This window comes from Thermodesulfobacterium sp. TA1 (assembly GCF_008630935.1).
Lineage (GTDB): Bacteria > Desulfobacterota > Thermodesulfobacteria > Thermodesulfobacteriales > Thermodesulfobacteriaceae > Thermodesulfobacterium.
Genome location: NZ_CP043908.1, coordinates 1,342,233 through 1,366,737 on the forward strand (window position 1 = coordinate 1,342,233; position 24,505 = coordinate 1,366,737).

The 24,505-nt window shown below is 38.1% G+C and carries 26 protein-coding genes and 1 pseudogene; 6 read left to right on the forward strand and 21 right to left on the reverse strand.

Features of this window, described 5'->3' with window-relative positions:
- Window positions 1-103: 103 nt before the first annotated feature.
- The 6 genes from F1847_RS06855 to F1847_RS06880 all read right to left on the reverse strand — a co-directional run bounded on the left by F1847_RS06855 (window position 104) and on the right by F1847_RS06880 (window position 6,475).
- A complete protein-coding gene (locus tag F1847_RS06855) occupies window positions 104-1,576 on the reverse strand; it encodes a Ni/Fe hydrogenase subunit alpha (protein WP_150072332.1) in 1,473 nt (490 codons plus the stop codon).
- 35 nt (window positions 1,577-1,611) lie between these two features.
- Window positions 1,612-2,568, reverse strand: coding sequence for a F420-nonreducing hydrogenase (locus F1847_RS06860; RefSeq protein WP_150072333.1), 957 nt, complete (start codon window positions 2,566-2,568; stop codon window positions 1,612-1,614).
- A 3-nt stretch (window positions 2,569-2,571) separates the two neighbouring features.
- Complete coding sequence (locus tag F1847_RS06865) at window positions 2,572-2,982, reverse strand: hydrogenase iron-sulfur subunit (RefSeq protein ID WP_150072329.1); 411 nt, start codon at window positions 2,980-2,982, stop codon at window positions 2,572-2,574.
- A 1-nt stretch (window position 2,983) separates the two neighbouring features.
- The gene (locus tag F1847_RS06870; protein ID WP_240702775.1) at window positions 2,984-3,817 is read right to left on the reverse strand and encodes a CoB--CoM heterodisulfide reductase iron-sulfur subunit B family protein; all 834 of its coding nucleotides are present in this window, start codon (window positions 3,815-3,817) and stop codon (window positions 2,984-2,986) included.
- 84 nt (window positions 3,818-3,901) lie between these two features.
- Complete coding sequence (locus F1847_RS06875) at window positions 3,902-4,444, reverse strand: 4Fe-4S dicluster domain-containing protein (RefSeq protein WP_206202393.1); 543 nt, start codon at window positions 4,442-4,444, stop codon at window positions 3,902-3,904.
- A gap of 18 nt (window positions 4,445-4,462) precedes the next feature.
- On the reverse strand, window positions 4,463-6,475 hold the full coding sequence (locus tag F1847_RS06880) for a CoB--CoM heterodisulfide reductase iron-sulfur subunit A family protein (protein WP_150072334.1): 2,013 nt from the start codon (window positions 6,473-6,475) through the stop codon (window positions 4,463-4,465).
- A 289-nt stretch (window positions 6,476-6,764) separates the two neighbouring features.
- On the opposite strand from F1847_RS06880, the gene proC reads away from it, so the two are divergent.
- Entirely contained in the window at window positions 6,765-7,580 is an 816-nt protein-coding gene (gene proC, locus F1847_RS06885) for a pyrroline-5-carboxylate reductase (RefSeq protein ID WP_150072335.1), read from the forward strand.
- Here proC and F1847_RS06890 read toward each other — a convergent pair.
- The 7 genes and pseudogenes from F1847_RS06890 to F1847_RS09540 form a co-directional block, all read right to left on the reverse strand.
- Window positions 7,573-8,652: a serine hydrolase gene (locus F1847_RS06890; protein WP_150072336.1), complete on the reverse strand. Its 1,080-nt coding sequence runs from the start codon at window positions 8,650-8,652 to the stop codon at window positions 7,573-7,575. The two genes, proC and F1847_RS06890, sit on opposite strands and share 8 nt — an antisense overlap.
- Window positions 8,627-8,896: a lipopolysaccharide assembly protein LapA domain-containing protein gene (locus F1847_RS06895; protein ID WP_150072337.1), complete on the reverse strand. Its 270-nt coding sequence runs from the start codon at window positions 8,894-8,896 to the stop codon at window positions 8,627-8,629. Before F1847_RS06895 ends, F1847_RS06890 begins: the two co-directional genes overlap by 26 nt.
- Window positions 8,889-9,761 (reverse strand): Hsp33 family molecular chaperone HslO, encoded by an 873-nt coding sequence (hslO, locus tag F1847_RS06900; RefSeq protein ID WP_150072338.1) that lies wholly within the window; start codon window positions 9,759-9,761, stop codon window positions 8,889-8,891. Before hslO ends, F1847_RS06895 begins: the two co-directional genes overlap by 8 nt.
- A complete protein-coding gene (locus F1847_RS06905; RefSeq protein ID WP_150072339.1) occupies window positions 9,745-10,611 on the reverse strand; it encodes a dihydroorotate dehydrogenase in 867 nt (288 codons plus the stop codon). Before F1847_RS06905 ends, hslO begins: the two co-directional genes overlap by 17 nt.
- Window positions 10,595-11,371 carry a dihydroorotate dehydrogenase electron transfer subunit gene (locus F1847_RS06910; protein ID WP_150072340.1) on the reverse strand — a complete coding sequence of 259 codons (777 nt, stop codon included), beginning with the start codon at window positions 11,369-11,371 and terminating at the stop codon, window positions 10,595-10,597. The genes F1847_RS06905 and F1847_RS06910 overlap by 17 nt, the downstream gene beginning before the upstream one ends.
- 1 nt (window position 11,372) lies before the next feature.
- Complete coding sequence (locus F1847_RS09355; protein ID WP_240702777.1) at window positions 11,373-11,744, reverse strand: hypothetical protein; 372 nt, start codon at window positions 11,742-11,744, stop codon at window positions 11,373-11,375.
- Between the two features lie 48 nt (window positions 11,745-11,792).
- Window positions 11,793-12,125, reverse strand: a pseudogene (locus tag F1847_RS09540) (hypothetical protein); the annotation flags it as partial.
- Between the two features lie 222 nt (window positions 12,126-12,347).
- On the opposite strand from F1847_RS09540, the gene F1847_RS06920 reads away from it, so the two are divergent.
- The 3 genes from F1847_RS06920 (at window position 12,348) to F1847_RS06930 (ending at window position 15,352) form a co-directional block, all read left to right on the forward strand.
- On the forward strand, window positions 12,348-13,880 hold the full coding sequence (locus F1847_RS06920) for a LysM peptidoglycan-binding domain-containing protein (protein ID WP_150072342.1): 1,533 nt from the start codon (window positions 12,348-12,350) through the stop codon (window positions 13,878-13,880).
- An 85-nt stretch (window positions 13,881-13,965) separates the two neighbouring features.
- Window positions 13,966-14,343: a hypothetical protein gene (locus tag F1847_RS06925; RefSeq protein ID WP_150072343.1), complete on the forward strand. Its 378-nt coding sequence runs from the start codon at window positions 13,966-13,968 to the stop codon at window positions 14,341-14,343.
- A 22-nt stretch (window positions 14,344-14,365) separates the two neighbouring features.
- Entirely contained in the window at window positions 14,366-15,352 is a 987-nt protein-coding gene (locus tag F1847_RS06930; RefSeq protein ID WP_150072344.1) for an SIS domain-containing protein, read from the forward strand.
- Here the strand turns inward: F1847_RS06930 and tmk are convergent.
- From tmk to F1847_RS06950, 4 genes are read right to left on the reverse strand one after another with little or no spacing between them, the layout of a single operon-like run.
- Window positions 15,320-16,498, reverse strand: coding sequence for a dTMP kinase (tmk, locus tag F1847_RS06935; RefSeq protein ID WP_150072345.1), 1,179 nt, complete (start codon window positions 16,496-16,498; stop codon window positions 15,320-15,322). The genes F1847_RS06930 and tmk overlap by 33 nt on opposite strands.
- A complete protein-coding gene (locus F1847_RS06940; RefSeq protein ID WP_150072346.1) occupies window positions 16,489-17,133 on the reverse strand; it encodes a Smr/MutS family protein in 645 nt (214 codons plus the stop codon). Before F1847_RS06940 ends, tmk begins: the two co-directional genes overlap by 10 nt.
- 5 nt (window positions 17,134-17,138) lie before the next feature.
- A complete protein-coding gene (locus tag F1847_RS06945) occupies window positions 17,139-17,489 on the reverse strand; it encodes an alanine-zipper protein (protein WP_150072347.1) in 351 nt (116 codons plus the stop codon).
- A gap of 24 nt (window positions 17,490-17,513) precedes the next feature.
- A complete protein-coding gene (locus tag F1847_RS06950; protein ID WP_150072348.1) occupies window positions 17,514-18,944 on the reverse strand; it encodes an RtcB family protein in 1,431 nt (476 codons plus the stop codon).
- A gap of 293 nt (window positions 18,945-19,237) precedes the next feature.
- Between F1847_RS06950 and hslV the strand changes: the two genes are divergently transcribed.
- Together hslV and hslU are read left to right on the forward strand one after the other, a co-directional pair.
- Window positions 19,238-19,765, forward strand: coding sequence for an ATP-dependent protease subunit HslV (gene hslV / locus F1847_RS06955; RefSeq protein WP_150072349.1), 528 nt, complete (start codon window positions 19,238-19,240; stop codon window positions 19,763-19,765).
- On the forward strand, window positions 19,762-21,090 hold the full coding sequence (gene hslU, locus F1847_RS06960) for an ATP-dependent protease ATPase subunit HslU (RefSeq protein ID WP_150072350.1): 1,329 nt from the start codon (window positions 19,762-19,764) through the stop codon (window positions 21,088-21,090). Before hslV ends, hslU begins: the two co-directional genes overlap by 4 nt.
- On the opposite strand, the gene rimO is transcribed toward hslU, so the two are convergent.
- From rimO to F1847_RS06980, 4 genes are read right to left on the reverse strand one after another with little or no spacing between them, the layout of a single operon-like run.
- The gene (gene rimO, locus F1847_RS06965; RefSeq protein WP_150072351.1) at window positions 21,080-22,354 is read right to left on the reverse strand and encodes a 30S ribosomal protein S12 methylthiotransferase RimO; all 1,275 of its coding nucleotides are present in this window, start codon (window positions 22,352-22,354) and stop codon (window positions 21,080-21,082) included. The genes hslU and rimO overlap by 11 nt on opposite strands.
- 1 nt (window position 22,355) lies before the next feature.
- Window positions 22,356-22,721, reverse strand: a complete 366-nt coding sequence (gene panD / locus F1847_RS06970; RefSeq protein WP_150072352.1) for an aspartate 1-decarboxylase — start codon at window positions 22,719-22,721, stop codon at window positions 22,356-22,358.
- Between the two features lie 12 nt (window positions 22,722-22,733).
- The gene (gene panC / locus F1847_RS06975; RefSeq protein WP_150072353.1) at window positions 22,734-23,582 is read right to left on the reverse strand and encodes a pantoate--beta-alanine ligase; all 849 of its coding nucleotides are present in this window, start codon (window positions 23,580-23,582) and stop codon (window positions 22,734-22,736) included.
- 3 nt (window positions 23,583-23,585) lie between these two features.
- Window positions 23,586-24,446 carry a murein L,D-transpeptidase family protein gene (locus F1847_RS06980; RefSeq protein ID WP_168194287.1) on the reverse strand — a complete coding sequence of 287 codons (861 nt, stop codon included), beginning with the start codon at window positions 24,444-24,446 and terminating at the stop codon, window positions 23,586-23,588.
- Window positions 24,447-24,505 lie beyond the last annotated feature (59 nt).

Consider the following 24,505-nt stretch of genomic DNA (forward strand, 5'->3'; position numbering starts at 1 on the left):
TGAACAAGACGGTTTTTCAGAATTGGATTAAAAGACAAAGGATTAAAAGAAAGTAGGGGGGAAGTAGGGGGAGAGCCCCCTACTTAATGACACAAAAGACATTTTATTTTAAATTTTCAAAGTTTCTCAAAGATTTTACCAATTCTCCATCCTTAGTATAAATGTCTATCTGCACAGGCAGCTTACCAGGTAACGTATGGGTAGAACAGGCAAGGCAAAGGTCATAAGGTCTATAAGCTATTTCTACTAAGTTGAGAATACCTTCGTCTACCTTCCCTTCCTTGATAAAATTCTCTGCCGCCCTCTTGATGGCTATATTAATAGGTCCTTTATTGTGGGTGGTTGCCACTATAATGTTAGCATCGGTTACTATACCCTTATTGTCTGTCTTGTAATGATGGATAAGCGTTCCTCTTACTGCCTCGATTATACCTACACCTTCTCCTACCGGCTCCCCTAATTCCTGCCTCACATCAGGTGCCGTAATACTCTCGTCTGACGCAAGCTCCTTAATCTTCTCCGCACAATGTAACAACTCTATCGCCCTAGCCCAGTGATAACCTAATATATTGTGCACAGGCTTCCCTCCAAAAAACTCCAACATCTCCTCATATGCCTCCTGCGCTCCAGGTGTATCAAATCCATTACCTACGTTAAACCTCGCAAGCGGTCCCACACTATACAAACTCGTACCCTCTCCGTCTACTATACCCTTCCACCCAAACTTCTTTATATACGGTGCCTTCTGATAACTCCATGGTAACGTCCTCTCCGCTATCCAGTCCAAATACTCCTTCCCTACAAACCTTCCTATCTCATTCCCCTTAGTGTCCACAAATACCTGCGTCCCGTCATAATACGTAACCTTGCCATTCCCATCTACCGTCCCTAAATAATTCGTTACCACCTTATACACATCACCCTTTATCAACTCCACATACTGAGGATTGCTTAACACCAAATCCTTAAACGCCTTAAGCGTAAACTTACCTAACTCCACACACTCATCCGCATACTTAAGTATCTCCTGCCTCTCCTCCTCGGTTAACCTCTTGCTCCACCCACCTGGTATCGCCGCAACTGGATGAGTTGGTCTCCCTCCAAGGATTTCCATAATTCTAACCGCAGCAAACCTTTTCTTTAAAACATCCCTTCCTACATCTACACCTACCTTCATGATCAACCCAACCAAGTTCCTCTCAGCTGGTGAAGCCGTAGGACCACATACAAAATCAGGTAACCCCAAAGCATATATTATCTCCATGTGGTCCTCTACATAATGCGCATAGTAAAACAACTCCCTCAACTTCCTCGCCGTCTCCGTAGGCAATACCCCATATACCCCATCTGCGGCCTTCAACGAGGCCATAAAATGTACAGCCCTACAAACGCCACAAACCGTACTTACCGTTCTTGGAACCTCTTCTATAGGCATACCTATTAAAAACTTCTCATATCCCATAAACTCTACTACCTGCCAAAAGGCGTTGTCTACATTTCCCTTGTCATCCAAAAATATCGTTATCTTCCCATGACCCTCTAACCTTGTCATGGGGTTTATCTCTATCCTCTGCATACCCTTCCCCTCCTATCTCTTTTTTGTTTTTTCCATTACTTACCAAGCCTCTTCCTTATCATAGACCCAGGCAAACTATACCTGTAAAATAACCTCACCGGGTCCTCTATCCTATCCACTAAAGTCTCATCCTCTAACGCACTCGCTATCGCACTTATAGCCCTCAATCCATAATCCCTTACCCCTGGTATCGGTCCTCCACATCCCCTACACGGTATGTTCACCTTCAAACAACTCGCCCCACAATCTCCCTGTGTAACCGGTCCCAAACATAAATAACCTGCCTCAAGCAAACACTCCTCCTCTACCAATCCACCCTCTATCACCCTCCTAACCTCACCTACCGGCTTCTTCTTCTCACCCCTTAACACCGGATTCCTCGCACATACCTCACACACCGCATGACCCATCGTTATCCAACTACCCTTCGGCGGTAACTTACCCTCCAATAACGCCAACAACGCCGCCTTCACATGCTCATAATGCGGCGGACACCCTCCTATGTAATAATCTACCTCCACCACCTGGTCAAGCGTCCTCGCCTCCGTCAACTCAGGTAACTCCAACTCATACTTCCCATCCACCACATACCTCGGACTCGGTAACTCCCCGCTCGGATTGTCTGTGCTAAACGTATCCCTGTACGCCTTCTCCAACAACTCCTGATTACTGTGCAAATTCACCAATCCCTTTATACCCCCTAAACTCGCACATATACCATACGCTATCAACACCTTACACTTAGCCCTCATCACCTTAGCCATGTGCTCATGTTCCTTATTCCTTATGTTACCCGTCAATAAACCCACATCTACAGACCCATCGGGTAATGCCTCAAAATCCTTATACTTAACATCAACCAGTGTCGGCGCAAAAAACACTATATCAACCGCACTAACCACATCCACCAAAAAATCTGCTAAATCAACCAAACTTATATCACAACCTGCACATCCACCTGCCAGGTAATATGCTAACTTAGGCTTGCTCATCTCCTATACCCCCTTCATTGGATTTGGTCCTATTTCCCTTACCTTAGCATCCATCTCCGTTATTATGTCCGCAAACTTCTTACCCTCACTACCTGATATCCACTCAAGCCTAACCCTGTCTCCATCCACCCCCAACTCCTCTAACACCCTCTTCAAAAGCTTAAACCTCCTCAACGCCTTGTAATTACCTGACCGGTAATGACAATCCCCTGGATGACAACCTCCAACCAAAACAGCATCAGCTCCTTTCACCAAGGCACTAACTATAAACTCAGGCTCTACCCTACCACTACAAGGAACCCTTACTATATATGCTGTAGGTGGATAACTATATCTTAAACTACCTGCAAGGTCTGCTCCAGCATAAGTACACCAGTTACAGGCTATCACCACTATCTTTGGCTCCCAGCTCATATTACTTACCTCCTCTTATTTTTTCTACCACCTTATCTATAGGCACCTCCGCCAAACCAACCGCCTTCTCAGGCTCCGCCCCCAACGCCAACGCCACCAACTGCGCCACATGCACCGCAGGCACCTCAAAATCTATTACCCCCTCCTTCTTCATCTGCGCCTGGTCGTTGTCAAACCTCAATAAACAACTACTACACCCAGTCACAAATAACTCTGGATTGATCTCCTCTATCATCTTCTCGGCCTTCCTCTTAAACAAACTCCATGACTTGTCCCTTGCCAAACTACCCAACGCACCCATCCCACAACAATCTGTCATCATACTATACCAAGGTGCAACCCCTCCTAACGCCTCACATATCTCACCCATCCTCTTAGGCTGAAATGTATTCTCATCATTCGCCGGATACGCCTTGCTCGGCCATAAATTATGACACCCTACCTGCACCCCACATACCATACCATTCAACGGATACTTAACCGCCTTCTTCAACTCCTCTATCCCTATAAAATCATATAAATAATTGTATATGTTATAAACCTTAACCTTCCCCTCATACCTCATCCCCACACTACCTAATATCTCGTTCACCTTCTCCTTAATCTCCGGATGCTTCTCCATGTGATACCTAGCCTCATTCAAACTACCATAACAACTCCCACATCCTGTCACCATCACCTCTAACCCCTTACCCTCTGCTATCGCCATGTTCCACGCAGAACCCACACACCAACCAACCAAATCAACCGATGGCATCGTACCAAACGCAGGACAACACGTCGCACCCTCTAAATCCACTACCTCCACACCTAATTCCTTCAATAAATACCTCATCGAATACTCTATATCCGGCCTCCTCAACGGTATGTTACACCCTAAAAATAATCCTACCCTCTTCATCTCTTCCCTCCTTTTTCTTTAATCAAGTGGAAACGGTGCTACCTCTGCTAACGCAGTCTGCTTCATTACCTCCTGAAACTTCTTCCTCATCTCCTCATTACCTATCACCGTAGGTGGATACTCCGGCAATCCCACCTTCTTCCTCCTCTCCTCAAATCCCTTAACCACCACCGCATGACCCCTCTCATAATAATTCCTCAAACCATCTATCGTATTAGACGGCATCGCATACTCCCTAAAACACACCCTCCTTATCGCCTGTATCAACTCATATGGCTTTATGTCCATCGGACATATCTCCACACACCTGTTGCAACTCTGACATCCCCATACCGATGAATCCTCCATAAATATCTCCCTCAACCCTAATATACTCGCATGCACTATCCTCTTAATAAAATACTCTAAACCCGCTAACGCCATCGGACATGTAGATGCACACCTCCCACACTGTATACACTCCCTCAACTCCTTCACAGGCATACCCATCTGCTCTAACTCATCCCAAAACTCCTTAGAAAACTCCTCGTCTAACTTTATAACGTTTACTTCCTTCTCCATTACCCTACCCCCTTTGGTTTATAAATTTGGATAATCCTCAACTATAGCCTCTATTTGAGCAAGTACTTGTTCAGTAGAGAAACCATGGAAGATGATGGCCTTAGACGGACAAGCAGCCGCACAAGTTCCACAACCAGCACAAAGGGCTGGCTCAACCTTAGCCTTGTAAACCCCATTATATTCCTCAAGCACTATCGCATTGTATGGACAAAGCTGTACACAAACCCCACAACTGCTACACTTATCCCTTATCACCTCCGCCGCAATAGCCTCAAACTTAATCTTACCTGGGATAACCGTTGCGGCGGCTGAAGCGGCTGCTGCTTTAGCCTGAGAAACAGATTCAGGTATATCCTTAGGACCTTGTACACATCCGCATACAAAAACACCTTTAGAGGCTGTATCTACTGGATAGAGCTTGGTATGAACCTCTCTGATAAACCCTTCCCTACCACAACTAGCACTAAAAAGTCTTCCCAATTTTTCTGTATCTGGTCCTGGCTCTATCGCCGTAGCCAACACTACCATGTCTACGTCTACCTCTACAGGACTGCATAGGTCGTTATCATAAGCCCTTACCCTTAACTTGCCATCAGGTTTTACGTCAACCGCTGAAACCCTTCCTCCCCTTATTACCTTGGCACCAAGCTGTTTAGTAGAAACATAAAACTCTTCAAAATCTTTTCCTGCGGTCCTAACGTCTATAAAAAATAGATAAAGGTCTATGTCAGGATACTTTTCTTTTAAAATCTTGGCATGTTTAAACATATACATACAACAAACTTTAGAACAATAAGAATGATGTCTTTCGTCTCTACTTCCTACACAAGAAATAAAGGCTATTTTTTTAGGCTTCGTTCCGTCAGATAATCTCTTAAGCTGACCTTCTGTAGGTCCAGTGGCTGAAATAAGTCTCTCAAACTCAAGGGCAGTAAGAACGTCTGGACAATTAGGAGAGTATTCTTTAAAATGATGTTTTTCCATTGCTTTAAACCCGGTAGCTAAAATCACAGACCCTACCTTTACCTTGATAAACTCATCCTTGTCCTCATAATTAATCGCACCTGCCGGACATCCCTCTATGTTCTTGTTAGGTATCCCCTTCTGACATATCTGACAGGCAGTCTTACCCGTCTTTCTTAATGTCTTAAAATACAAACAATTCTCCGCATCTATCACCGCCTTCTTAGGTACTGCCTGAGGAAATTCTATATAAATGGCTGGTCTCTTATCTAACCCAAGGTTAAACTCATTAGGAGCCTTTGAAGGACAAATATTCATACAATGACCACAACCAGTACACTTATCCCAGTCTACATATCTCGCTTTTTTCTTGATGGTAACCTCAAAGTTTCCTACATAACCTTTAACATCTTCTACCTCAGCATAGGTGATAAGTTCAATGTTAGGATGCTGAGCAACCTCCACCATCTTAGGAGTCAAAATACAAGCAGAACAGTCCATCGTAGGAAAAGTTTTATCAAGTTTAGCCATAACCCCACCGATAGAAGGTTGTTTCTCAACTAAATAAACCTTTAGTCCTATGGTTGCCAGGTCTAAAGCTGCAAAAATACCTGCAATTCCACCTCCTACAACCAATACAGACTTTTCAGCATCTTGGAAACGGTCCTCTAAAGGCTCTGCCAAACGAACTTTAGCCACTGCACTGGCAAGCAACCTTTTGGCTTTTTTAGTAGCTCCTTCTTTATCGTGCCAATGAGCCCAACTATCCTGATCTCTAATATTAGCCATTTCACAAAAATATTTGTTTAAACCAGTTGATTCAACCGCTGCCCTAAAAATAGGTTCATGGGTCCTTGGTGTACAAGCAGCTACCACCACCCTGTCAACCAAACCCTCTTGAATGTCCTTTTTAATCAACTCCTGCCCAGGGTCAGAACACATAAACTGATAATCTCTTACTACCACCACATCAGACAAAGTTTTAGCAAACTCCACCACCTCTTGAATATTAACCGCCCCCTTGATATTCTCCCCACAATGACATACATATACACCTACCTTAGGCATTTTAACCCCTCCTTTTACTAATAGTATTATTTTTATGATATTTTTTTATTATAGTTTTAATACGAAGTCAAATAGAAATTTTCAATATAAAACATCAATTTTATAAAAAAATTCAATAAAATTAGATTTTTGTTGATAAATAAATTATAGCAAAATATATTTAATTTTATAAATAAAAAGATCAAGGCAGGTTATGTTTTCAAGAGGTGTTCTTTACAGAAAAATTCTTATAGCTTATAATATGCTTTTAGTGTTAATATCTTAAAAACTAAAAAAGGAGGAAGGGATAATGGCTAATATAGGATTTATTGGCGGAGGCATGATGGCAGAAGCTATCATCAAAGGATTTTTAGACAAAGGCCTTTTTAACCCTGATAATATTTTAGTATCTGAGCCGGTTTTGGAAAGAAGAGAATATCTAAGCTCGACCTATAGGGTAAAAACTGTTGAGCAAAACGGAAAGGTTTTAGAGGATTGTCAACAAATAATTTTGGCGGTAAAGCCTCAAGTGATGAAAAAGGTTTTAACCGAAATAAAAGAAGAAATAGACCCCAAAAAACATCTTTTAATTACCATAGCAGCAGGTCTTCCGATAAGGTTTTATGAAAATATTTTACCTAAGGGTGCACGGTTGATAAGGGTTATGCCTAATACTTGTGCAGTTGTTCATCAAAGTATTAGTGCTTTAGCTAAAGGCAGTTTTGCTACAGATGAGGACTTAAAAACAGCAGAGAAACTTTTCTCTGCTATAGGAGAGACGGTGATAGTAGGAGAAGAGTTGCTTGATGCGGTAACCGCTCTTTCAGGAAGCGGTCCTGCCTACGTAGCCTTATTTGTCGAGGCTTTAATAGACGGAGGGGTCAGGGCAGGACTACCCAGACCCCTGGCAGAAAAGCTTGCCCTTGCCACCATCACAGGTTCGGTAGAAATGATGAGAAAACTGAAAAAAAATCCTTATGAAATTAAGGCTATGGTAACCTCACCTGCTGGAACAACCATAACCGCCTTAGAGGTTTTATATCAGCAAGGGTTCCCTGGGACGGTAATTTCTGCGGTTTATGAAGCCTACCTAAGAAGTAAAGAACTGAGCGAGGCCTTTAGTTAAGAGCCTTGATAACCTCCTGATGAAAATAGAGCCTAAAATCTCTTATCTTTAAATTATCTCTGGTAGGATGGACCCGGTTTGATAAAAGCACGATGATAATGCCCTGGTCAAAGTCTACCAAAAAGGAGGTTCCGGTAAAACCAGTATGTCTCAAAGTATTAAAAGAAACTTGATGACTTAAAAGGTTTCTTTCCTTAGGGTTGGGAAGCATAAATCCCAAAGTATATTCGGCGTTTTTTTCTCGATAGGTGATAAAAGTTTTTAAAAAGTCAGAAAAAAGGTCTTTCCCTTTCTGATAAGCATCTAAGAAAAACTCTAAGGTATCAAGTACGCCGTAAATATTCCCAAAAAGTCCTGCCACCCCAGAAACTCCTCCCAAAGCCCTGGTATTTTCGTCCTCAACCGCCCCTCTTAAAAGTTTTTTCTTCCAAGGGCAAACAGAGGTAGGAGCAATCTCTTCCTGGTCTATCCCTTTTTTTATAGGGTTAAACCCTAAAAAAGAGCGTTTCCCAAAGAAAAGACGTTTTTTAGCTTGTTCAAAAAATTCTTCCAAAGGTTTCCCCGAAAGGTTTTCTAAAAGGTAGGTTAATAAAAAATAACCTAAATCTGAATAAAGGCTTTTTTCTCCAGGTTGATATTCTAAAGGCAGCTCTTCTATTTTCTTTAAGATGTATTCCAAAGGATTTTGAGGTTTTAACTCTAATATTTCTTGATAAAAGGGATACCAGGCTTTAAGGCCTGAGGTATGATTAAAAAATCTGTATACAGGAACTTCGGAAAGAGGGCCTTTAAGGTCTAAATATGTTTTTACCGGAGAAAAAAGGTCTATGGTTTTGGGGTTTTGGGCTAAAAAATCTAAAAAAGAAAAAACCAAGGCTAAAGGTTTTGTAAGCGAAGCAAGGTCAAAGATGGTGCCTTCTTCTATCGGTTCAGTATAAGGGGTTAAGGCTTTATAACCTGCCCCTACGATATATCTTCTTTGTTGATAATAAACCCCTGCTACCGCCCCAGGAAAAACCTCTTCTTTTACTCCCTGATTAAGAAGTTCAAAAAGTTTGTTTAGAATCTTCATCTTTTACTTCAACTTCTTTATGAAGTTTTCTTATCTCAAGTTTTAACTTTATCATCTGAGTAATAGAAACCATTATCCCAAAAAGCACCCCTAAAGTAAAGCTTATAATGATTACTAAAGCCAAAGGAATATTTTCTAAGGTTACCCCTGGCAAGAGATGCAATTTAACTTTTGGGTCTACGTTAAAAACCACAAAAAACACCACCACCAATATCAAAATTAGCCAAACTATCAACCTAAACATCACTAAAAACCTCCTCCATGATTTGTTCTATCTTTTCTAAAGAAATGGTATAGGTTTTTTTACAAAACTCACAGGTTACTGAAACTGGTTTCCCCTCTTTTAGAAAGGCTTTAAGTTCCGCCTTACCCAGTGCTACCAAAGTCTCTTCTACCCGCTTTTCAGAACAGGTACACCTCCAGGCTAAAGGCTTTCTTTCTAAAAAGTCGATCTTAGGAAAGATCATCTGCAAAATTTCTTCAGGGGTTTTTTCTGAGGATAGCAGACTCGTTACTGGAGGAAAATTTCTTAGTCTGTTTTCTAACTCTTCTATTTCTGCCTCGGTAGCTTCTGGTAATTTTTGGATCAAAAAACCTCCGGCAGCAAGAATAGAACCGTCTCTATCGACCAACACCCCTAAGCTTACGGCTGAAGGGATTTGCTCAGAAAAAGTAAGGTAATAGGCTAAATCCTCGGCGATTTCTCCTGAGATAAGCTCAACAGAACCATGATAAGGTTCTTTCAACCCCAGGTCTTTCACCACAGCCAAAAAACCATTTTTGCCTACGGCAAGACCTACAGGAAGTTTGTTATTTACAGGGTCTAAATAAACCTGGGGGTTTTGCACCGTGCCTCTTAAAAAGCCCTGATAATCTCCTTCTGCTAAAATTTCTCCTAGAGGTCCGTCTCCTTTAATCTGTAAAAGAATCCTACCTATTTTTAGGTCAGCAGAAAGTAAGGCCACCCCTGCTAAAGCCCTACCTAAGGCAGCTGAAGCTACAGGGCTTAACTTTTGCAATTTTCTTGCCTCTTCTACCACCTCTTTACAACAAACAGCATAGGCTCTAAAATTTTTATCTAAAGGCAAACCTTTAACCAAGTAATCCATATTTTTCCTCTATCTCCTTCATTATTTTTACCGGAGAGGTTGGGTCTATCAGGTTTGCCACCCCAATCTGAAAGGCCTTAGCTCCACAAGCTAAATATTCTATTGCGTCTTTTCCTGAAAGAATACCACCACTACCTATGATAGGAAGTTTTATCCTTTGAGAGAGTTCATACACTAAACGCAAGGTTAGAGGCTTAATCGCAGGACCTGAAAGTCCTCCTTTGATAACCTTTAAAGGAGATAAACTAATTACCCCTAAGGCTGGATAGGTGTTGGCTACTACCAAAGCATCTACCCCTTCTTCTTCGCAGACCTCTGCGATTTCATAAACCGGACCTACAGGAGAAAGTTTAACCGCTAAAAACCTTTCCCATACCTTTCTTACTTCCTTTATCAGGGTTTTAACCCCCTTAGGGTCAGAAGAAAAGGCTATGCCTCCCTTTTTAACGTTAGGGCAGGAAATGTTTAGCTCTAAACCTGCTATCTTTTCGTCCCTAAAGCTTTCAGCAAGCCTCACAAAGTCTTCTAATGTTTCTCCATGCACGTTTACAATAAGAGGGACTTCGTAAGAGAAAAGCTTGGGAAGGTAGTCTGTTTTAAAAACCTCTAAACCTGGATTTTCAAGCCCGATAGAATTGATTAAACCGCAAGGGGTTTCATATAGACGAGGAGGGGGATTACCTTTTTTAGGAAGAAGGGAAATTCCCTTGGAAACCATAGCCCCTATGGTAGACTTAATTTCCTCTTTAGTAAGATACTGTTCTAAATTTTCTCCAAGCCCCCAGGTGCCTGAGGCAAGCATCAGAGGGGTTTGAAGCTCAAGGTTTCTAACCTTAAGATATAGCCTCAAAATCGATCTCCTCTGCTAAAAGGGTGGGACCATCTACACAAAGGTGTACATAGTTTCCATTTTTAAGAGGAATAACACATCCCTTACAGAACCCTGTTCCACAAGAAAGAAAGGTTTCCATCGTAAGGTAAGCCTTTACTCCAAAATCCTGTGTTATCTTTGCTACAGCTTTTAGCATAGGTAAAGGACCACAGGCAAGGATATCTGCCTTATCTTTGGTTAAATATTTTTGCAAGAGTTCGGTAATAAAACCTTTGTATCCCTTGGAGCCATCTTCAGTGGCCACTTGCACCTTAGACCTCATATCTTTTAAAAAAGGATAACAAACCAGGTCTTCTGCGGTACGTGCTCCATAAAAAATTTTTTTAGGTAAGACATACGGATGGGTTTTCCTTTTTATGCTTTCTATAAGATAGATAAAACCAGCTATTCCAATACCTCCAGCACAAAGTACGTAATTTTCGAGCTTAGGAAAAGGGTTCCCTAAAGGACCCAAAAACTCGATTTTACTTCCTGGCTGAACCAAAGATAAGGCTTTTGTCCCTTTCCCTACCACTTGATAAAGTACATAAAAACTGTTTTTTCGTACATCATGGATGGTAAAAGGTCTGGGGATAAGAGGGTCAATCCTTTCGTTGATTTTGATTTTTACAAACTGGCCTGGGTTAAACCTAACAATTAAATCCAAATCTGTTTTTATTTTTAAAAGATAAATATTTTGAGAAACAGGCAGGTTTTTTATAACCTCACCCTGATACATCTTAAAAAATTTCCTCTAAAAAGGAAAGGGATTTATGAGCCCTGAACTTTTCCCTCAATTCTTGTAAAATCTCTCTAAAGTTTTTTTCTTCTTTAACCGGGGTTCGGTAAAGGGTACCTACCCAAGACTTTAGTTCTTTTTCATCTGGAAGAATAGGTAGCTCGTCCACGTCTATGTTAGAAAGAAGATAAGCAGGAACCTCCTCCACCTGCCCCTCTTTGTAATCCTTTAAAAACTTTAAAAGTTCAAAAAAATTACCGTAAACTCCACCAAGGTCTATGTTTTCTACTAATTGTAGGGTAAGGGTACCAACCTGGAACAAAAAAGGAGGCAAAAAAGCCTCTCCTTTTTCACAGCTCTCAACAGAAGCCATAACCCTGCACATGAGGGGACGATAGGGATAGATTAAACAAAGTCCTTTTTCATCCAAAAAAGGGCAAGGTGATAGATTAGCTGGCAACTCCTCTAAAGGGGGCTCTGTGCCTTGAAGATAACAAAGAAGAGTCTGATTATGGGTAAGCTTAGGTCTTGGATAATCTTTATCCTCTGCTAACCTTTTTAAAATCTCAGGGTTAGCCTTTTCTAAGATGTAGTAAGCCTCTAAGGAAGTAACAAAAACTCTTTCAGTACAACAAAGATTACAACCAGGTTTACAAAAAAGTTCCCAAGACTTATAGGTTTTATCTAAATGTTCGTAAAGTTTTTGTAATAAATTAAGTTTGGTAGAAACTTCAAAATCTAAAAAAACGTTAATCGCAGAACCTCCAGTTTATTTTTCTTTTAATTTTAAACAGTTTTTATCAAAATACAACCGCCTTTAAGCCCCCAAAAAAAAACCTAAAACGCTAAAAACTTCAATTTTTTAACCTTTTTACGCCTAAAAATTTAAAAAAGATCTTTTTTTTTACAAATTACTTGACTTTTGTAAATTTTTTGTTATTCTCTTCTTTAGAAGAACATCTCAAAAAGTTTTATTATGTTTAAAAACTTCTATAACTTCAAAAACTTCAAAAGTCAATTAAAAGACCTTCATTTAATAGTTTGGCTGTTTTTTTGTATTTTTCTTTTGATGACCTATCAGGTTGAGGCTAAGACTAAAACCAAACCTAAAAAAACCTTAGTTAATACCAAAACCTATAACAAACAAACGATTTATACGGTTAAAAAAGGTGATACCCTCTTTAGTATCGCCAAAAAATTTGGATTATCGGTAGAAGAATTAAAACAGACCAATCACTTAAAAAGTAATAATTTAAAACCTGGGCAAATTTTAAAGATTGTCGTATCTCAACCACCTTCTAAAGTTAGAAATTTAACCACAAAAGCCCCTTCTATTAAGCAAAATTTAAATTCAGAACCTTTGATTTATGTAGTTCAAAAGGGGGATACCCTTTTCAGTATTGCTAAAAGATTTGGGGTATCTGTAGAAGAACTTAAAAACTTAAACCAACTCTCTGAAAATTCTTTAAAGGTGGGACAAACTTTAAAAATCGGTAACCCTTCAGAAACAACTAAAATGATTTCTTTGAAAGATGAAAGGTCTCAATCCTTAAGTAGTAACTCTAAGGATGATGTTTTAATCCAATCTCAGCCTATAGAAACTACAAAGATAAAATGGATAACTTATAAAGTTCAAAAAGGGGATACCCTTTTTAGTATTGCTAAAAAGTTTGGTATTTCGGTAGAAGAATTAAAACGTATAAACAATCTTAGATATTCTAAATTAAGCGTAGGGCAGGTGCTAAAAATCAAAGAAACTAAAGTTGTTGTTCAAGAGAAAGTGAACTTGCCTAAGTTGAAACAGACTTTTTCTTCTGATTTTGTCTGGCACAAGGTAAAAGAAGGTGAAACTTTATACAACATATCTTTAAGATATGCTATCCCTATAGAAGATATCAAAAAACTAAACAACCTTGAGGATAATGTAATTTTTGTAGGCCAGGATTTAAAAATCCCAACCTATGGAAATGAACCACCTTTTGTGTTAGAAAATCCTGCTATGGCCTTTCAAGAAAAAGAAAAATCTTACAGCTTTTCTGATTTATTTTTAAACAAATCGTTCTTAGACCAAGAAGATGAAAAATTATTAAAAGATAAATTTATGGCGATAGCTCAACAATACGAAGAGTATCGTTATAAATTAGGAGGAAACGGCAACGGATATATGGACTGTTCGATGTTTGTGAAAAAGGTATTTGAAAATTTAGGGCTAACTTTACCAAGGACTTCAAGAGAGCAATTTATGGTAGGTATTCCTGTGCCTAAAGAAGAGCTTATTCCAGGAGATTTAGTGTTTTTTGTTAGAAATCATAGATCTGAAAGGATTAGCCATGTAGGTATTTATATTGGAAACAATCGCTTTATTCATTTTTCTTCAACTAAGAAAGGATTGGCTATAGATTCCTTAGATAGTAATTATTTTAAAACCCGATTTGTAGGAGCTAAAAGGGTGCTTAAAAGTTCTATCTTATTCAACCTTACTTCTTTTCCTGAAGATATCGGCTCTTAATTTAAGTCTTTAAAAAACTTGGGTTAAACACCTTAACCTCTTTTTTTCAGGTTGCATTTTCAAAGATTTGTTTTACATTAAAAATATGGAGAATCAAGATAAGGTTATAAGTCTTGAAGATTGGATAAATCTTTTTTGGGACTTCCAAGAAGAAGATATAAAGTATTTTCAAGATTTGGTCTCTAATAATAAACCTTTTGATCCAGGAGAAGTTTTAAACAACATAAAAGAAAGGGTAAGAACAAGAAAGATTTTTTATCAATTTTATAGGTATCTATCTAAAAAAAATTTTTCTTTTGACCTTTCCGGAGATTTAGAACAAAAACTAAATGCTCTTTTTTACAGAGAAGAAATGATTACAAAGATGATAAATAAGGTTTTAGAGATTCTTTCTGTAATGGTAGGTATTGAGGAACAGAAGATACTTTTTGAAGTCTCTATTAACCCTCCGATTTTTCACTAAAAAGTCTTTTTGAGGTTTGAGTATGCTAAGCGAAAAAGAAGTTTTAGAAAAGGCCAAAAGTGTTTTAGAAATCGAAAAAGCAGGTTTAGAAGAGATTATTAAAAATCTTGATGAGGCTTTTGTAAAAGCTGTAGAAATGGTTTTACAAACTAAAGGAAGGGTAGTAGTTACCGGAGTAGGTAAAAGCGGACTTATAGGAAGAAAAATTGCAGCTACCCTCTCTTCTACTGGAACTCCAGCTTTTTTCCTTCATCCAGTAGAGGCTTTACACGGAGACTTAGGTATGGTAACCCCTGAAGATGTAGTGCTTGCGCTTTCTTATTCAGGAAATACCCTTGAGGTTTGTGAGTTAGTAGCTATTCTAAAAAAAAGAAGCATAAAAATCATCAGTATTACAGGAAACAAAGAAAGCCGTTTAGCCCAACTTTCAGATATAGTTATTAACGGGAAAGTACCTATGGAGGCATGTCCTTTTAATCTTGCCCCTACCACCAGCACCACCGCTTGTTTAGCTTTAGGAGATGCCTTAGCCATTTGCCTTTTTGAAATAAAAGGGTTAGGATCAGAAGACTTTAGGAAAAACCATCCAGGAGGCTCCTTAGGAGAAAGACTTAAGGTAAAAGTAAGAGAAATAATGCTCACCGGCGAAAATATCCCTAAGGTTTTTCAAGGAACCCCTCTTAAAGAAGCCATAAAAGAGATAGACCAAAAAAAGTTAGGTTGTGTATTGATAGTAAATCAGTTTAACGCCCTTATGGGGATTATTACCGATGGAGATTTAAGAAGAATTTTTCTTAAATATGGCATTATCGATCATCTAAAGGTAGAAGAAGTTATGACCAAAAACCCTAAAACCATCCAAGACACCGCTTTGGCTTATGAGGCTTTGGAAATAATGGAAAAACATCTTATTACGGTTTTACCGGTAGTAAATTTTGAAGGAAAACTTATCGGTATTCTCCACCTTCATGATGTTTTAGGAAAAGGAACTTTTAAATTTACGGTGTAAAAATTCTAATAAATAGTTTAAGTTTTCTTCTAAAGGTTTAGTTGCTTCTAAAGTTAAGTGATTAAACCAAGGGAGTAAGTTTAGGTAATTTTTTCTTACTTTTACCAAAAATTCGGTCTTTTCAAAAAAGGTGAGGTTTTCTCTGGTATCCTTAAGCCTTTTTAAGGCTTCTTCTATCGAAAGGTCTAAATAAACCACTAAATCTGGCAAAGGGGCTATGGTTTCGTTTTCCAAAAGTAAACCTTTAAGGTCAAAACCTTGGGCCCCTTGATAGGATAGGGTAGAAAGATAATACCTATCTAAAACTACCCAAACTCCTTCGTTAAGCTTGGGAAGGACAACATGTTTAACATTCCAAAACCTATCCTTTAAAAAAAGTTCCTTTAACTCTAAAGGAGAGGCTTCTTTTTTTTGCAGCTTTTCTCTTAAAACCTTACCAAAAGGTCCCTCTATTGTAGGCTCACAACCCCAAAACACCTTAATCCCTAAATTTTCTAAGGCTTTGACTAAAAGCTTACTAAGAGTGGTTTTACCTGAACCGTCTATTCCCTCAAAAACGATCAACCTACCTTTTCTTTTAAACTCTACCTTAAGCCTTTCTGCCAAAAAATCTCGATTTTCAGGGGTAAGTTCACACCTTAAAGCCGGTGTAAAAGACCAAATCTTTTTCAAAAAAGGGTCTTCTCCCTTACCTATGGTTGCTAATAAAAATTGAGAAGAACCTAAAATCTTTTCTATAAATCTACAAAACTTTGGAGACAAAGCTTCCATCTTGCCTATTTCGTCTATCAACCAAAAAACCTTATCGTTGTCTATCTCCTTTTTGTTTTCGTCTAAAAGAACCTCTAAACCTTCTAAAAAAACTACATAGCTACCTATAGTAGGAAATTTATCTAAATCCTTACTCCCTACAACCAGATCTTTTCTTTTAGCAAAAAGAAATTCTTTAGAAGAAGTAAGGTCTAAAAGTTTAAAACCTGTTCTTTTACTATCTTCTCGGATTTCTTTAGTAATAAAACCTCTCAATTTAAATCGAGGTTCTATTTCTTTTTTAAAAAATCTAAATAGCTTTTCTACTAAAGTAGTTTTTCCTACTCCAGGTTCTCCGGTAATAAAAAGTTTAGCCCTAGGACCATTTAAAAACATCGATTATTTCTTGATTTTTTTGTTGACTTTTTAATAGGTTTTGAAGATAAAAGGACGTAAGTAGCTCCTAACCCCCCATCACAAGGTCTAGCAGAACAAAAAGCTATAACATACTTTCTAAAAGGCCCTTTTTCAAGCCATTCTTTTACTTTGGTTTTAAGAACGGGTTCTTTTTTAGAAGAAAGACCTCTGCCGTGGATAATAAGGACACAATTGTCTCCGTTTAAAATAGCCTCTTTCAAAAAATCTTCAAAGGCTATTTTGGCTTCTTCTACAAACATTCCTCTAAGGTTTAAAGTTCTTTTTATCGCAAACCTCCCTTCTCTTAGGTCATATAACAAGCTTTTATAAACCTTAGAAGAAACACCCTCGATATATTCTGAAGTAAGCCAAACTTTTAGGTCTATTCTCTTAGGAGGCCACTCCTTTTTGACTTCCCAAAAGGGTTTTTTATGAGAAAAAAAATAAAAAAAATTTTTTTCTTTAAGAGGTTTAACCTTTTTAACTACCTCAGACCATTCTTTCTCTTCAGATAAAAAGGGCTTTTCCAAAGCTAAAGGATCATCTAATTCTAAATTTTTTCGGGGAATACTTAACCCTAAGTATTCCCCGAGGACTTCAAAAGGACGTTGCATAAAAGTTATTTCTTCAACCCTTTCTCAAAAACTCTTTCGCATTTCTTAGCCGCTGCTTCAGCTTTTTGGGTAGCTTCCTCAGCCTTGTTAGCGGCTTCTATAGCTTTTTGGGAAGCCTGTTTAGCCTCAGCTGCCTCAACTTTTAAATTATCTAATTGAGATTTTAGACTTTCTACCTGAAGTTTTAAAGCATTTAGTTCATCTTCTACTTTTTTAACACATTCTGGACAGGCTGGTGGCTGCTGAGAAGGCTGCTGAGCTACCGCTTTTTCTGGGTTTTCTACCGGACAAGCGCAACCAAAAGCCAACATCCCTGAAAAAATTACACCTAAAAATTTAATCCATCCTTTTTTCATCGCTGATACCTCCTTTTAATTTATTTAGCCTTTAATACACCCCATAGGGATTAACTTAGCTACCTTTTTGGTAAGCCCGGCTTTGCAAGTAGCCTCTATTACCTCGTTAACATCTTTATAGGCCTCTGGAGCCTCTTCACATAAACCTCTTTTAGACTTAGCCATGACGATTATGCCTTTTTTACGAAGGTCTTCTATGATTTGGTCTGCCCTAAAAAATTTTAAGGCTTGATTTCTGCTCATCGTCCTTCCTGCACCATGACAGGCAGAACCAAAGGCTTTTTCTTCACCTTCAGCTGTACCAACCAAAATATAAGAGGCTGTTCCCATAGACCCACCGATGATAACCGGCTGTCCTACCCCCTGATAAGCCAAAGGTAACTCTTTTCTCCCAGGCCCCCACGCTCTGGTAGCACCTTTACGATGGACATAAAGTTTTTTGAGTTTACCTTCGACTAAATGATATTCAACCTTACAAGTATTATGGCTTACATCATAAAGTATCTTGAGTTTTATCCCTGGAAATACTTCTTGAAAAACAGTCCTTACCAAGTGGGTGATTACCTGTCGATTGGCTAAGGCACAGTTTACTCCACAAACCATCGCCTTAAAATAACTTTCACCTTCAGGGGAATTGATAGGGGCACAAACCAACTCTTTTTCCTTGATAGGAATCCCATATTTTCTTGCAGCCTTAGCTAAAACAGGAAGATAATCGGTAGCGATTTGATGTCCTAAAGCACGAGACCCACAATGAAAAGTTACTACTACTTGATTTTTAAAAAGACCAAAGGCTTGAGCTACTTCTTGATTATAGATTTCTGCTACATACTGAATTTCTAAATAATGGTTGCCAGACCCTAAAGTACCAATCTGTCTGTGCTGTCTTTTTTTGGCTTCCATCGAAACACATCCAGGGTCTGCCCCTGACATACAACCCTTTTCTTCTATATACTCTAAATCCTCAAGCTCTCCATATCCTTTTTTGACCGCCCATTTAGCCCCCTCAACAAGGACCTCATCTAATTGAGAAGGAGAAAGTTTAATAGTCCCCTCAGAGCCTATCCCCGAAGGAACGGTTTCAAAGAGCATTTTTACCAAAGTTTCTATATAAGGTTCTACTTCCCCTTTTTCTAAAGGGGTTAGAAGGGTTCTCACTCCACAAGAAATATCGTATCCTACCCCTCCAACCGAAATTATTCCTCCTTCCTCAGGGTCAAAGGCAGCTACCCCCCCGATAGGAAAACCATAACCCCAGTGAGCATCTGGCATGGCAAGAGAAGCCTTAACTATTCCTGGAAGGCTGGCTACATTACATACCTGCTCATAGACCTTATCATCCATTTCTTCTATTAACCTTTGACTAGCAAAGATCTTCCCCGGAACTCTCATGTCTCCTACAGGAAGAATTTCCCATTCATATTCCGAGACTTTTTTTAATTTCTTAATTTCCATATAAGACCTAACTACCAAAAAAATTTTTGTGTTAAATTTTATTAATAAATTTATTTTAAAACCTGTACTTTTAAAAGTCAAGAACTTGAAAAGTTTATAAAACCATCTATACCATCCTTTTTTCGAGTTTAGACCAAATATGACCTTGTAGCAAGGTATCGGATAAAACCGATATAGTAATAAATTAGCTTAGGTATAAAATAAAAACAGCCCAGAAAGAATGTTTTATATTATATTTCAATATCTCAATTTAAGAGACTTTTTATTTTTGGTTTTTGTGGTATAAATAGAGTATGTTTCACGGAACGACGGTTATTGCAGTCAAAAGGAATGGGAAAGTTGCCATAGCTGGTGATGGCCAGGTCACTTTTGGTAATACTATTTTAAAACACAAAGCTAAAAAAATTAGAAAATTATATAAAGGTAATGTAATAGTTGGTTTTGCCGGAGCTACCGCAGACGCTTTAACTCTTTTTGAACGGTTAGAAAAAAAACTTGAAGCTTATGGTGGACAACTTTTAAGGGCTGCGGTAGAGCTTGCTAAGGACTGGAGGACAGACAAAATTTTGAGAAGGCTTGAAGCTTTTCTTATAGCCTGTGATAAAGAACATATTCTTCTTATCTCAGGGGCAGGGGATGTAGTAGAACCAGATGAAGATGTAGTTGCTATCGGTTCAGGTGGTCCGATGGCTTTAGCAGTAGCCAAGGCCTTGCTTCGGTTTTCTTCTCTTTCTGCTAAAGAAATCGCAGAAACTGCCATTAAAATCGCAGGTGAAATCTGCATCTACACCAATTCAGAAATAACGGTTGAGGAGCTATGAAAGAACCTAAAGAACTTACCCCAAAAGAAATAGTAGCAGAACTTAATAGATATATCGTAGGTCAAAATAAGGCTAAAAAAGCTGTAGCCATCGCTATGCGAAATAGGTGGAGAAGACAGCAATTAAAAGAAGAATTAAAAGAAGAAATTTATCCTAAAAACATTTTGATGATCGGACCCACAGGGGTAGGTAAAACCGAAATAGCAAGAAGGTTGGCTAAGCTTTCTAATGCTCCCTTTCTAAAAGTAGAAGCTACTAAGTTTACTGAGGTCGGTTACGTAGGAAGAGATGTAGAATCGATGATAAGGGATTTGGTCCATATTGCAGTCCAAATGGTAAGAGAAGAAGAAGAAAAAAAGGTTTTAGAAAAAGCCAAGGTTTTGGCGGAAGAAAGGTTGGTAGACCTTCTTTTACCCTCTACATCTTCTAAGGTAGAATATGACCCTCTTACCAGAGAAAAACTTCTTAAAATGCTCAGAGATGGTGCTTTAAACGAAAGATATGTAGAGATTGAGGTTGAAGTCTCTCAAAAACCACCTACCATAGAAATACTCGCAGCCTCAGGTTTAGAAGAAATAGAAATGCAACTAAAAGACATGCTTTCTACCCTTTTACCTTTTAAACCTAAAAAAAGAAAAGTAAAGGTAAAAGAAGCTTTAGAAATTTTAACCAAAGACGAAGCAGCTAAACTCATAGACATGGACAAGGTTGTAAAAGAAGCCATCAAAAGGACAGAAACTAACGGCATAATATTTATAGACGAAATAGATAAAATCGCAAGCCGTGGAGAAGGCCATGGCCCAGATGTCTCAAGAGAAGGAGTACAAAGAGACCTTCTACCTATCGTAGAAGGAACGACGGTTAACACCCGTTATGGTATGGTAAGGACTGACTACATTCTTTTCATTGGTAGTGGAGCTTTTCACATTGCCAAACCTTCTGACCTTATACCTGAACTTCAAGGTAGGTTCCCTATTAGGGTAGAACTTGAGCCTCTTACCAAAGAAGATTTTATCCGCATCCTTACCGAGCCTGAAAACGCTATCCTTAAGCAATATAAAGCCTTATTAGCTACAGAACAAGTTGAGGTAGACTTTACCCCAGAAGCAATAGAAGAATTAGCTGAGATAGCTTTTGAGCTTAATCAAAGAATGGAAAATATCGGTGCCAGAAGGCTTTATACCGTGATGGAAAAACTTTTAGAAGACATCTCTTTTGAAGCACCAGACATAGCTCCTACAAAAGTCTTGATAACCAAAGAGTATGTAAGAGAAAAATTAGAAAGCATTATCCAAGACCAAGAATTAGCTAAGTTTATTTTGTAATAGGCTCTACATAAAGGTCATAAGTAGTAGTTCTCTTTATCTTTCCTTTTATCAATTCTCCTGGAGTTAAATTAAAAACGTTATTTTTAGGGAAAAGTATATAGGTGATACCGTCAACCTCTGGGGCTTGAGCCTTGGCTATTCCCCAAAGCCTACCGTTTTCATCCTCCCCTAATACCAAAACCTCTTCTTCTTTTCCCTTCCTTAAACTTAATCTTTTTTTAGAAATTTCTTTTTGCAGTTTCAAAACCTCTCTTCTTCGTCTTAGTCTTTCTTTATAAGGCACTTTACTTGGAAGGGTTTCTGCCAAAGTCCCTTCTTCAGGATAAAAAGGAAAAACCCCTAAATAGTCAAACTCAACCTTTTTTAAATAATCACAAAGGAATTCAAATTCTTTTTCCCCTTCCCCTGGGAAACCTACGATAACCGTAGTCCTAAAGGCAATTTCAGGGGATAATTTCCTTAAATAAGTAATCGTCTCAGCTAAAACCTCCAGGTTATCAGGCCTTTTCATATTTTTTAAAACTTCGGGATGGGCGTGCTGGATAGGGATATCAAAGTAAGGAACTACTTTGGGTATAGACAACAGCTCTTCTATCAAGTCTTTTAAGTTAGGAACTGGATAAAGATAAAGAAGTCTTATTCTAAACTCAAAAGGAAGCTGGCTTAAACTTTTAACCAAATTTACCAGACCTCTTTTTTGTTTAAGGTCTAAACCATAAGAAGTAATGTCTTGGGCTACTAAAATAAGCTCTTTTACTCCAAGTTTAAGCAAAAAATCTGCCTCTTTTAAAAGTAAATCCAAAGGTTTGCTCTTTAAACGACCTCTTATTTTAGGTATAGTACAGTAAGAACAGTTTCTATGGCAACCTTCAGAAATTTTAAGAAAGGCATAAAAAGGACTTTCGGTTAATACTCTTTCATAGGGCTCCTCTTGGGTAAAAATTCGATAAGGTTCTATTCCATAAAACTCGTCTACTTCAGGCAGAAGGTTTTTTAATATTTCTACTCCATATCTTCCGATTAAACATCCAGACACTATCAGCTTTTGGCCTTGCCTTTTTACCTCACCTAAATCAAAGATATGTTCTAAAGATTCTTCTATCGCTGGCTTAATAAAAGCACAAGTGTTAACCCAAAAAAGGTCGGCCTCTTCTGGAGAAAGGACTATTTCTGCCCCCTTTTTTATCAACAGGGCCAACAACTTCTCAAAATCTGCCTTATTTTTGGCGCAACCAAGGCTTACAGGATAGAGTTTGAACATCTTAAGACGAAAAGACTTTTTTTATGTCTAATATTTGATTTGTTTCGTCTACGTAGACCAAAGTAGTATAAAAATTGTTTAATTCTTCTTGTGAAACCCAAGCATAAGAAACTATAATTATCTTATCTCCTACTTCTCCTAACCTGGCAGCCGCTCCGTTTAAGACCACTTCTCCCTTGTTCCCTTCTATAAGATAGGTTTCAAACCTGATTCCATTGTTTAGGTTGTAGACCCAGACAGCTTCAAATGGTCTAAGATTAGCTTTTTTAATTAATTCCTTATCTACAGAAATAGACCCTTCGTAAAAAAGATTTTTATCGGTTATGGTAGCCAAGTGTATTTTACTTTTTAAAAGTTTTATCAACATTTGTTGTCTTCCTTAAGGTTCTATAATTTTGTTGTCTATAAGTCTTGCCTTACCTACATAGGCTGCAATAGCACAAAGTACAGGTTTTTCTATAATCTCTACTGGCTCTAAAGTTTCTGGGTCGACAACCTCTATATACTGAACGATTATATAAGGATACATCTTTAAAAACTCAGAAAGGCTTCTTTTTATTTTTTCGGGGTTTCTTTCTCCTTCTTTGACAAGTTTTTCAGCCAGTTGAAGAGCCCTGTTTAAACTTAAGGCAGAATCTCTTTCCTTAGGAGAAAGATATATGTTTCTTGAACTCATCGCAAGCCCATCTGGCTCTCTCACGACAGGATGTCCAATAACTTCTATATCAAGGTTTAGGTCTTTTACCATCTGTCTAATTACTAAAAGCTGTTGATAATCCTTTTCTCCAAAAACGGCTATGTCAGGCTGAACTATGTTAAACAGCTTTAATACTACCGTAGTTACTCCCTTGAAATGACCTGGTCTAAAAGCCCCACAAAGTTTATCGGTAAGTCTTACCACCTCTACATAAGTTTGATAATCTGGAGGATACATTTCTTCTTCTAAAGGAGCAAACACTATATCTACCCCTTCTTTTTTTAACAAACCTAAATCTCGTTCAAAATCCCTTGGATATTCCTTAAAGTCCTCTCTTGGACCAAACTGAAGAGGATTGACAAAAATACTTACCACTACTTTATCAGCTAATTCCTTAGCTTTTCTTACTAAAAAGAGATGCCCTTCATGAAGATAACCCATGGTCGGCACAAAACCTATTTTATAACCTGCTTTTTTTAACTCTTTACTTTTATTCTTCATCTCAGGGATAGCCCTTATTACCTCAGCCATAGCTTAATACTCCAAATTTTTATAAGGGTTTAATAAATTTATTAAGTTTTCTAAAAGAAGTCTTTTTAAACTCTCTTCTTGTTTAACAATTCCTAATGCATCGCTTATCAAAACTTGTTTAAGCTCTCCTTGCTCCCATCTTTTTACCTCTAAAAAACGAGTACCTCTGTAGGTTTCTTGAAGCCTAAAACTTAAAAACACTTGTTCGTTTAGTTTTAAATATAACTCACCTTCAAAAAAATCCAAAGGTTTTATTCTAATAGGATAAACCAGTTTTTTTAAAATTTCATAAAGAGATTTTTGAGAATTTATGATAATTACCTTTTGGCCCTCAGAAATCCTTTTTAAAAGGTCTTTTAAATCCTTATCCTCTAAAGCTATACATCCTTGGGTCCAGAAATAGTTTTTCTGCCCTTTTTCCTTTTTATAACTACCCCCTCCATGTATCCCTATTTTGCTTCCTAAAGGTGTATGCTCTACCCTCTCATCAGCTAAAATTTTTTTTAGATAACTTTCTAACTGTTCTTTAGAAATAAAACCTTTATAATAAGCCCAAGCAAGGTCGTTTAAATTAGGATAGTTTATTTCTATAAAATAATTATAAACCTTAGAAGGTCTTATCTCAACTATCTTATAGATTCCTTCTGGGGTTAAAAAATCCCCTCTTTTCTCCTTAGGAAGTAAACTGTGTAAACCAATCCCTATAGAATAAACCTTTTGCGTTTTATTACCTTCCAAAAGCTTTAACGTTCTTTCTGCTTTATCTATCAAAAGAGTTAGAGTATAACTATAGCCTGTTTCCCCAAAACTCAAAAAAAGAAAAACCATACTTAGCCAAAAAAACTTTTTTAACCTTAACCTCACCATCCTTTTTAAGTATAACCCTTTTAACCTATCTTGCACGCTAAACCGTTAAGACCACA

Bases quoted from the DNA above. Each gene is read 5' to 3' on its own strand.
- F1847_RS06855 (WP_150072332.1), bottom strand. From the start codon at position 1,576: ATGCAGAGGATAGAGATAAACCCCATGACAAGGTTAGAGGGTCATGGG.
- F1847_RS06860 (WP_150072333.1), bottom strand. From the start codon at position 2,568: ATGAGCAAGCCTAAGTTAGCATATTACCTGGCAGGTGGATGTGCAGGT.
- F1847_RS06865 (WP_150072329.1), bottom strand. From the start codon at position 2,982: ATGAGCTGGGAGCCAAAGATAGTGGTGATAGCCTGTAACTGGTGTACT.
- F1847_RS06870 (WP_240702775.1), bottom strand. From the start codon at position 3,817: ATGAGGTATTTATTGAAGGAATTAGGTGTGGAGGTAGTGGATTTAGAG.
- F1847_RS06875 (WP_206202393.1), bottom strand. From the start codon at position 4,444: ATGGAGAAGGAAGTAAACGTTATAAAGTTAGACGAGGAGTTTTCTAAG.
- F1847_RS06880 (WP_150072334.1), bottom strand. From the start codon at position 6,475: ATGCCTAAGGTAGGTGTATATGTATGTCATTGTGGGGAGAATATCAAG.
- proC (WP_150072335.1), top strand. From the start codon at position 6,765: ATGGCTAATATAGGATTTATTGGCGGAGGCATGATGGCAGAAGCTATC.
- F1847_RS06890 (WP_150072336.1), bottom strand. From the start codon at position 8,652: ATGAAGATTCTAAACAAACTTTTTGAACTTCTTAATCAGGGAGTAAAA.
- F1847_RS06895 (WP_150072337.1), bottom strand. From the start codon at position 8,896: ATGTTTAGGTTGATAGTTTGGCTAATTTTGATATTGGTGGTGGTGTTT.
- hslO (WP_150072338.1), bottom strand. From the start codon at position 9,761: ATGGATTACTTGGTTAAAGGTTTGCCTTTAGATAAAAATTTTAGAGCC.
- F1847_RS06910 (WP_150072340.1), bottom strand. From the start codon at position 11,371: ATGTATCAGGGTGAGGTTATAAAAAACCTGCCTGTTTCTCAAAATATT.
- F1847_RS09355 (WP_240702777.1), bottom strand. From the start codon at position 11,744: ATGGCTTCTGTTGAGAGCTGTGAAAAAGGAGAGGCTTTTTTGCCTCCT.
- F1847_RS06920 (WP_150072342.1), top strand. From the start codon at position 12,348: ATGTTTAAAAACTTCTATAACTTCAAAAACTTCAAAAGTCAATTAAAA.
- F1847_RS06925 (WP_150072343.1), top strand. From the start codon at position 13,966: ATGGAGAATCAAGATAAGGTTATAAGTCTTGAAGATTGGATAAATCTT.
- F1847_RS06930 (WP_150072344.1), top strand. From the start codon at position 14,366: ATGCTAAGCGAAAAAGAAGTTTTAGAAAAGGCCAAAAGTGTTTTAGAA.
- tmk (WP_150072345.1), bottom strand. From the start codon at position 16,498: ATGTTTTTAAATGGTCCTAGGGCTAAACTTTTTATTACCGGAGAACCT.
- F1847_RS06940 (WP_150072346.1), bottom strand. From the start codon at position 17,133: ATGCAACGTCCTTTTGAAGTCCTCGGGGAATACTTAGGGTTAAGTATT.
- F1847_RS06945 (WP_150072347.1), bottom strand. From the start codon at position 17,489: ATGAAAAAAGGATGGATTAAATTTTTAGGTGTAATTTTTTCAGGGATG.
- F1847_RS06950 (WP_150072348.1), bottom strand. From the start codon at position 18,944: ATGGAAATTAAGAAATTAAAAAAAGTCTCGGAATATGAATGGGAAATT.
- hslV (WP_150072349.1), top strand. From the start codon at position 19,238: ATGTTTCACGGAACGACGGTTATTGCAGTCAAAAGGAATGGGAAAGTT.
- hslU (WP_150072350.1), top strand. From the start codon at position 19,762: ATGAAAGAACCTAAAGAACTTACCCCAAAAGAAATAGTAGCAGAACTT.
- rimO (WP_150072351.1), bottom strand. From the start codon at position 22,354: ATGTTCAAACTCTATCCTGTAAGCCTTGGTTGCGCCAAAAATAAGGCA.
- panD (WP_150072352.1), bottom strand. From the start codon at position 22,721: ATGTTGATAAAACTTTTAAAAAGTAAAATACACTTGGCTACCATAACC.
- panC (WP_150072353.1), bottom strand. From the start codon at position 23,582: ATGGCTGAGGTAATAAGGGCTATCCCTGAGATGAAGAATAAAAGTAAA.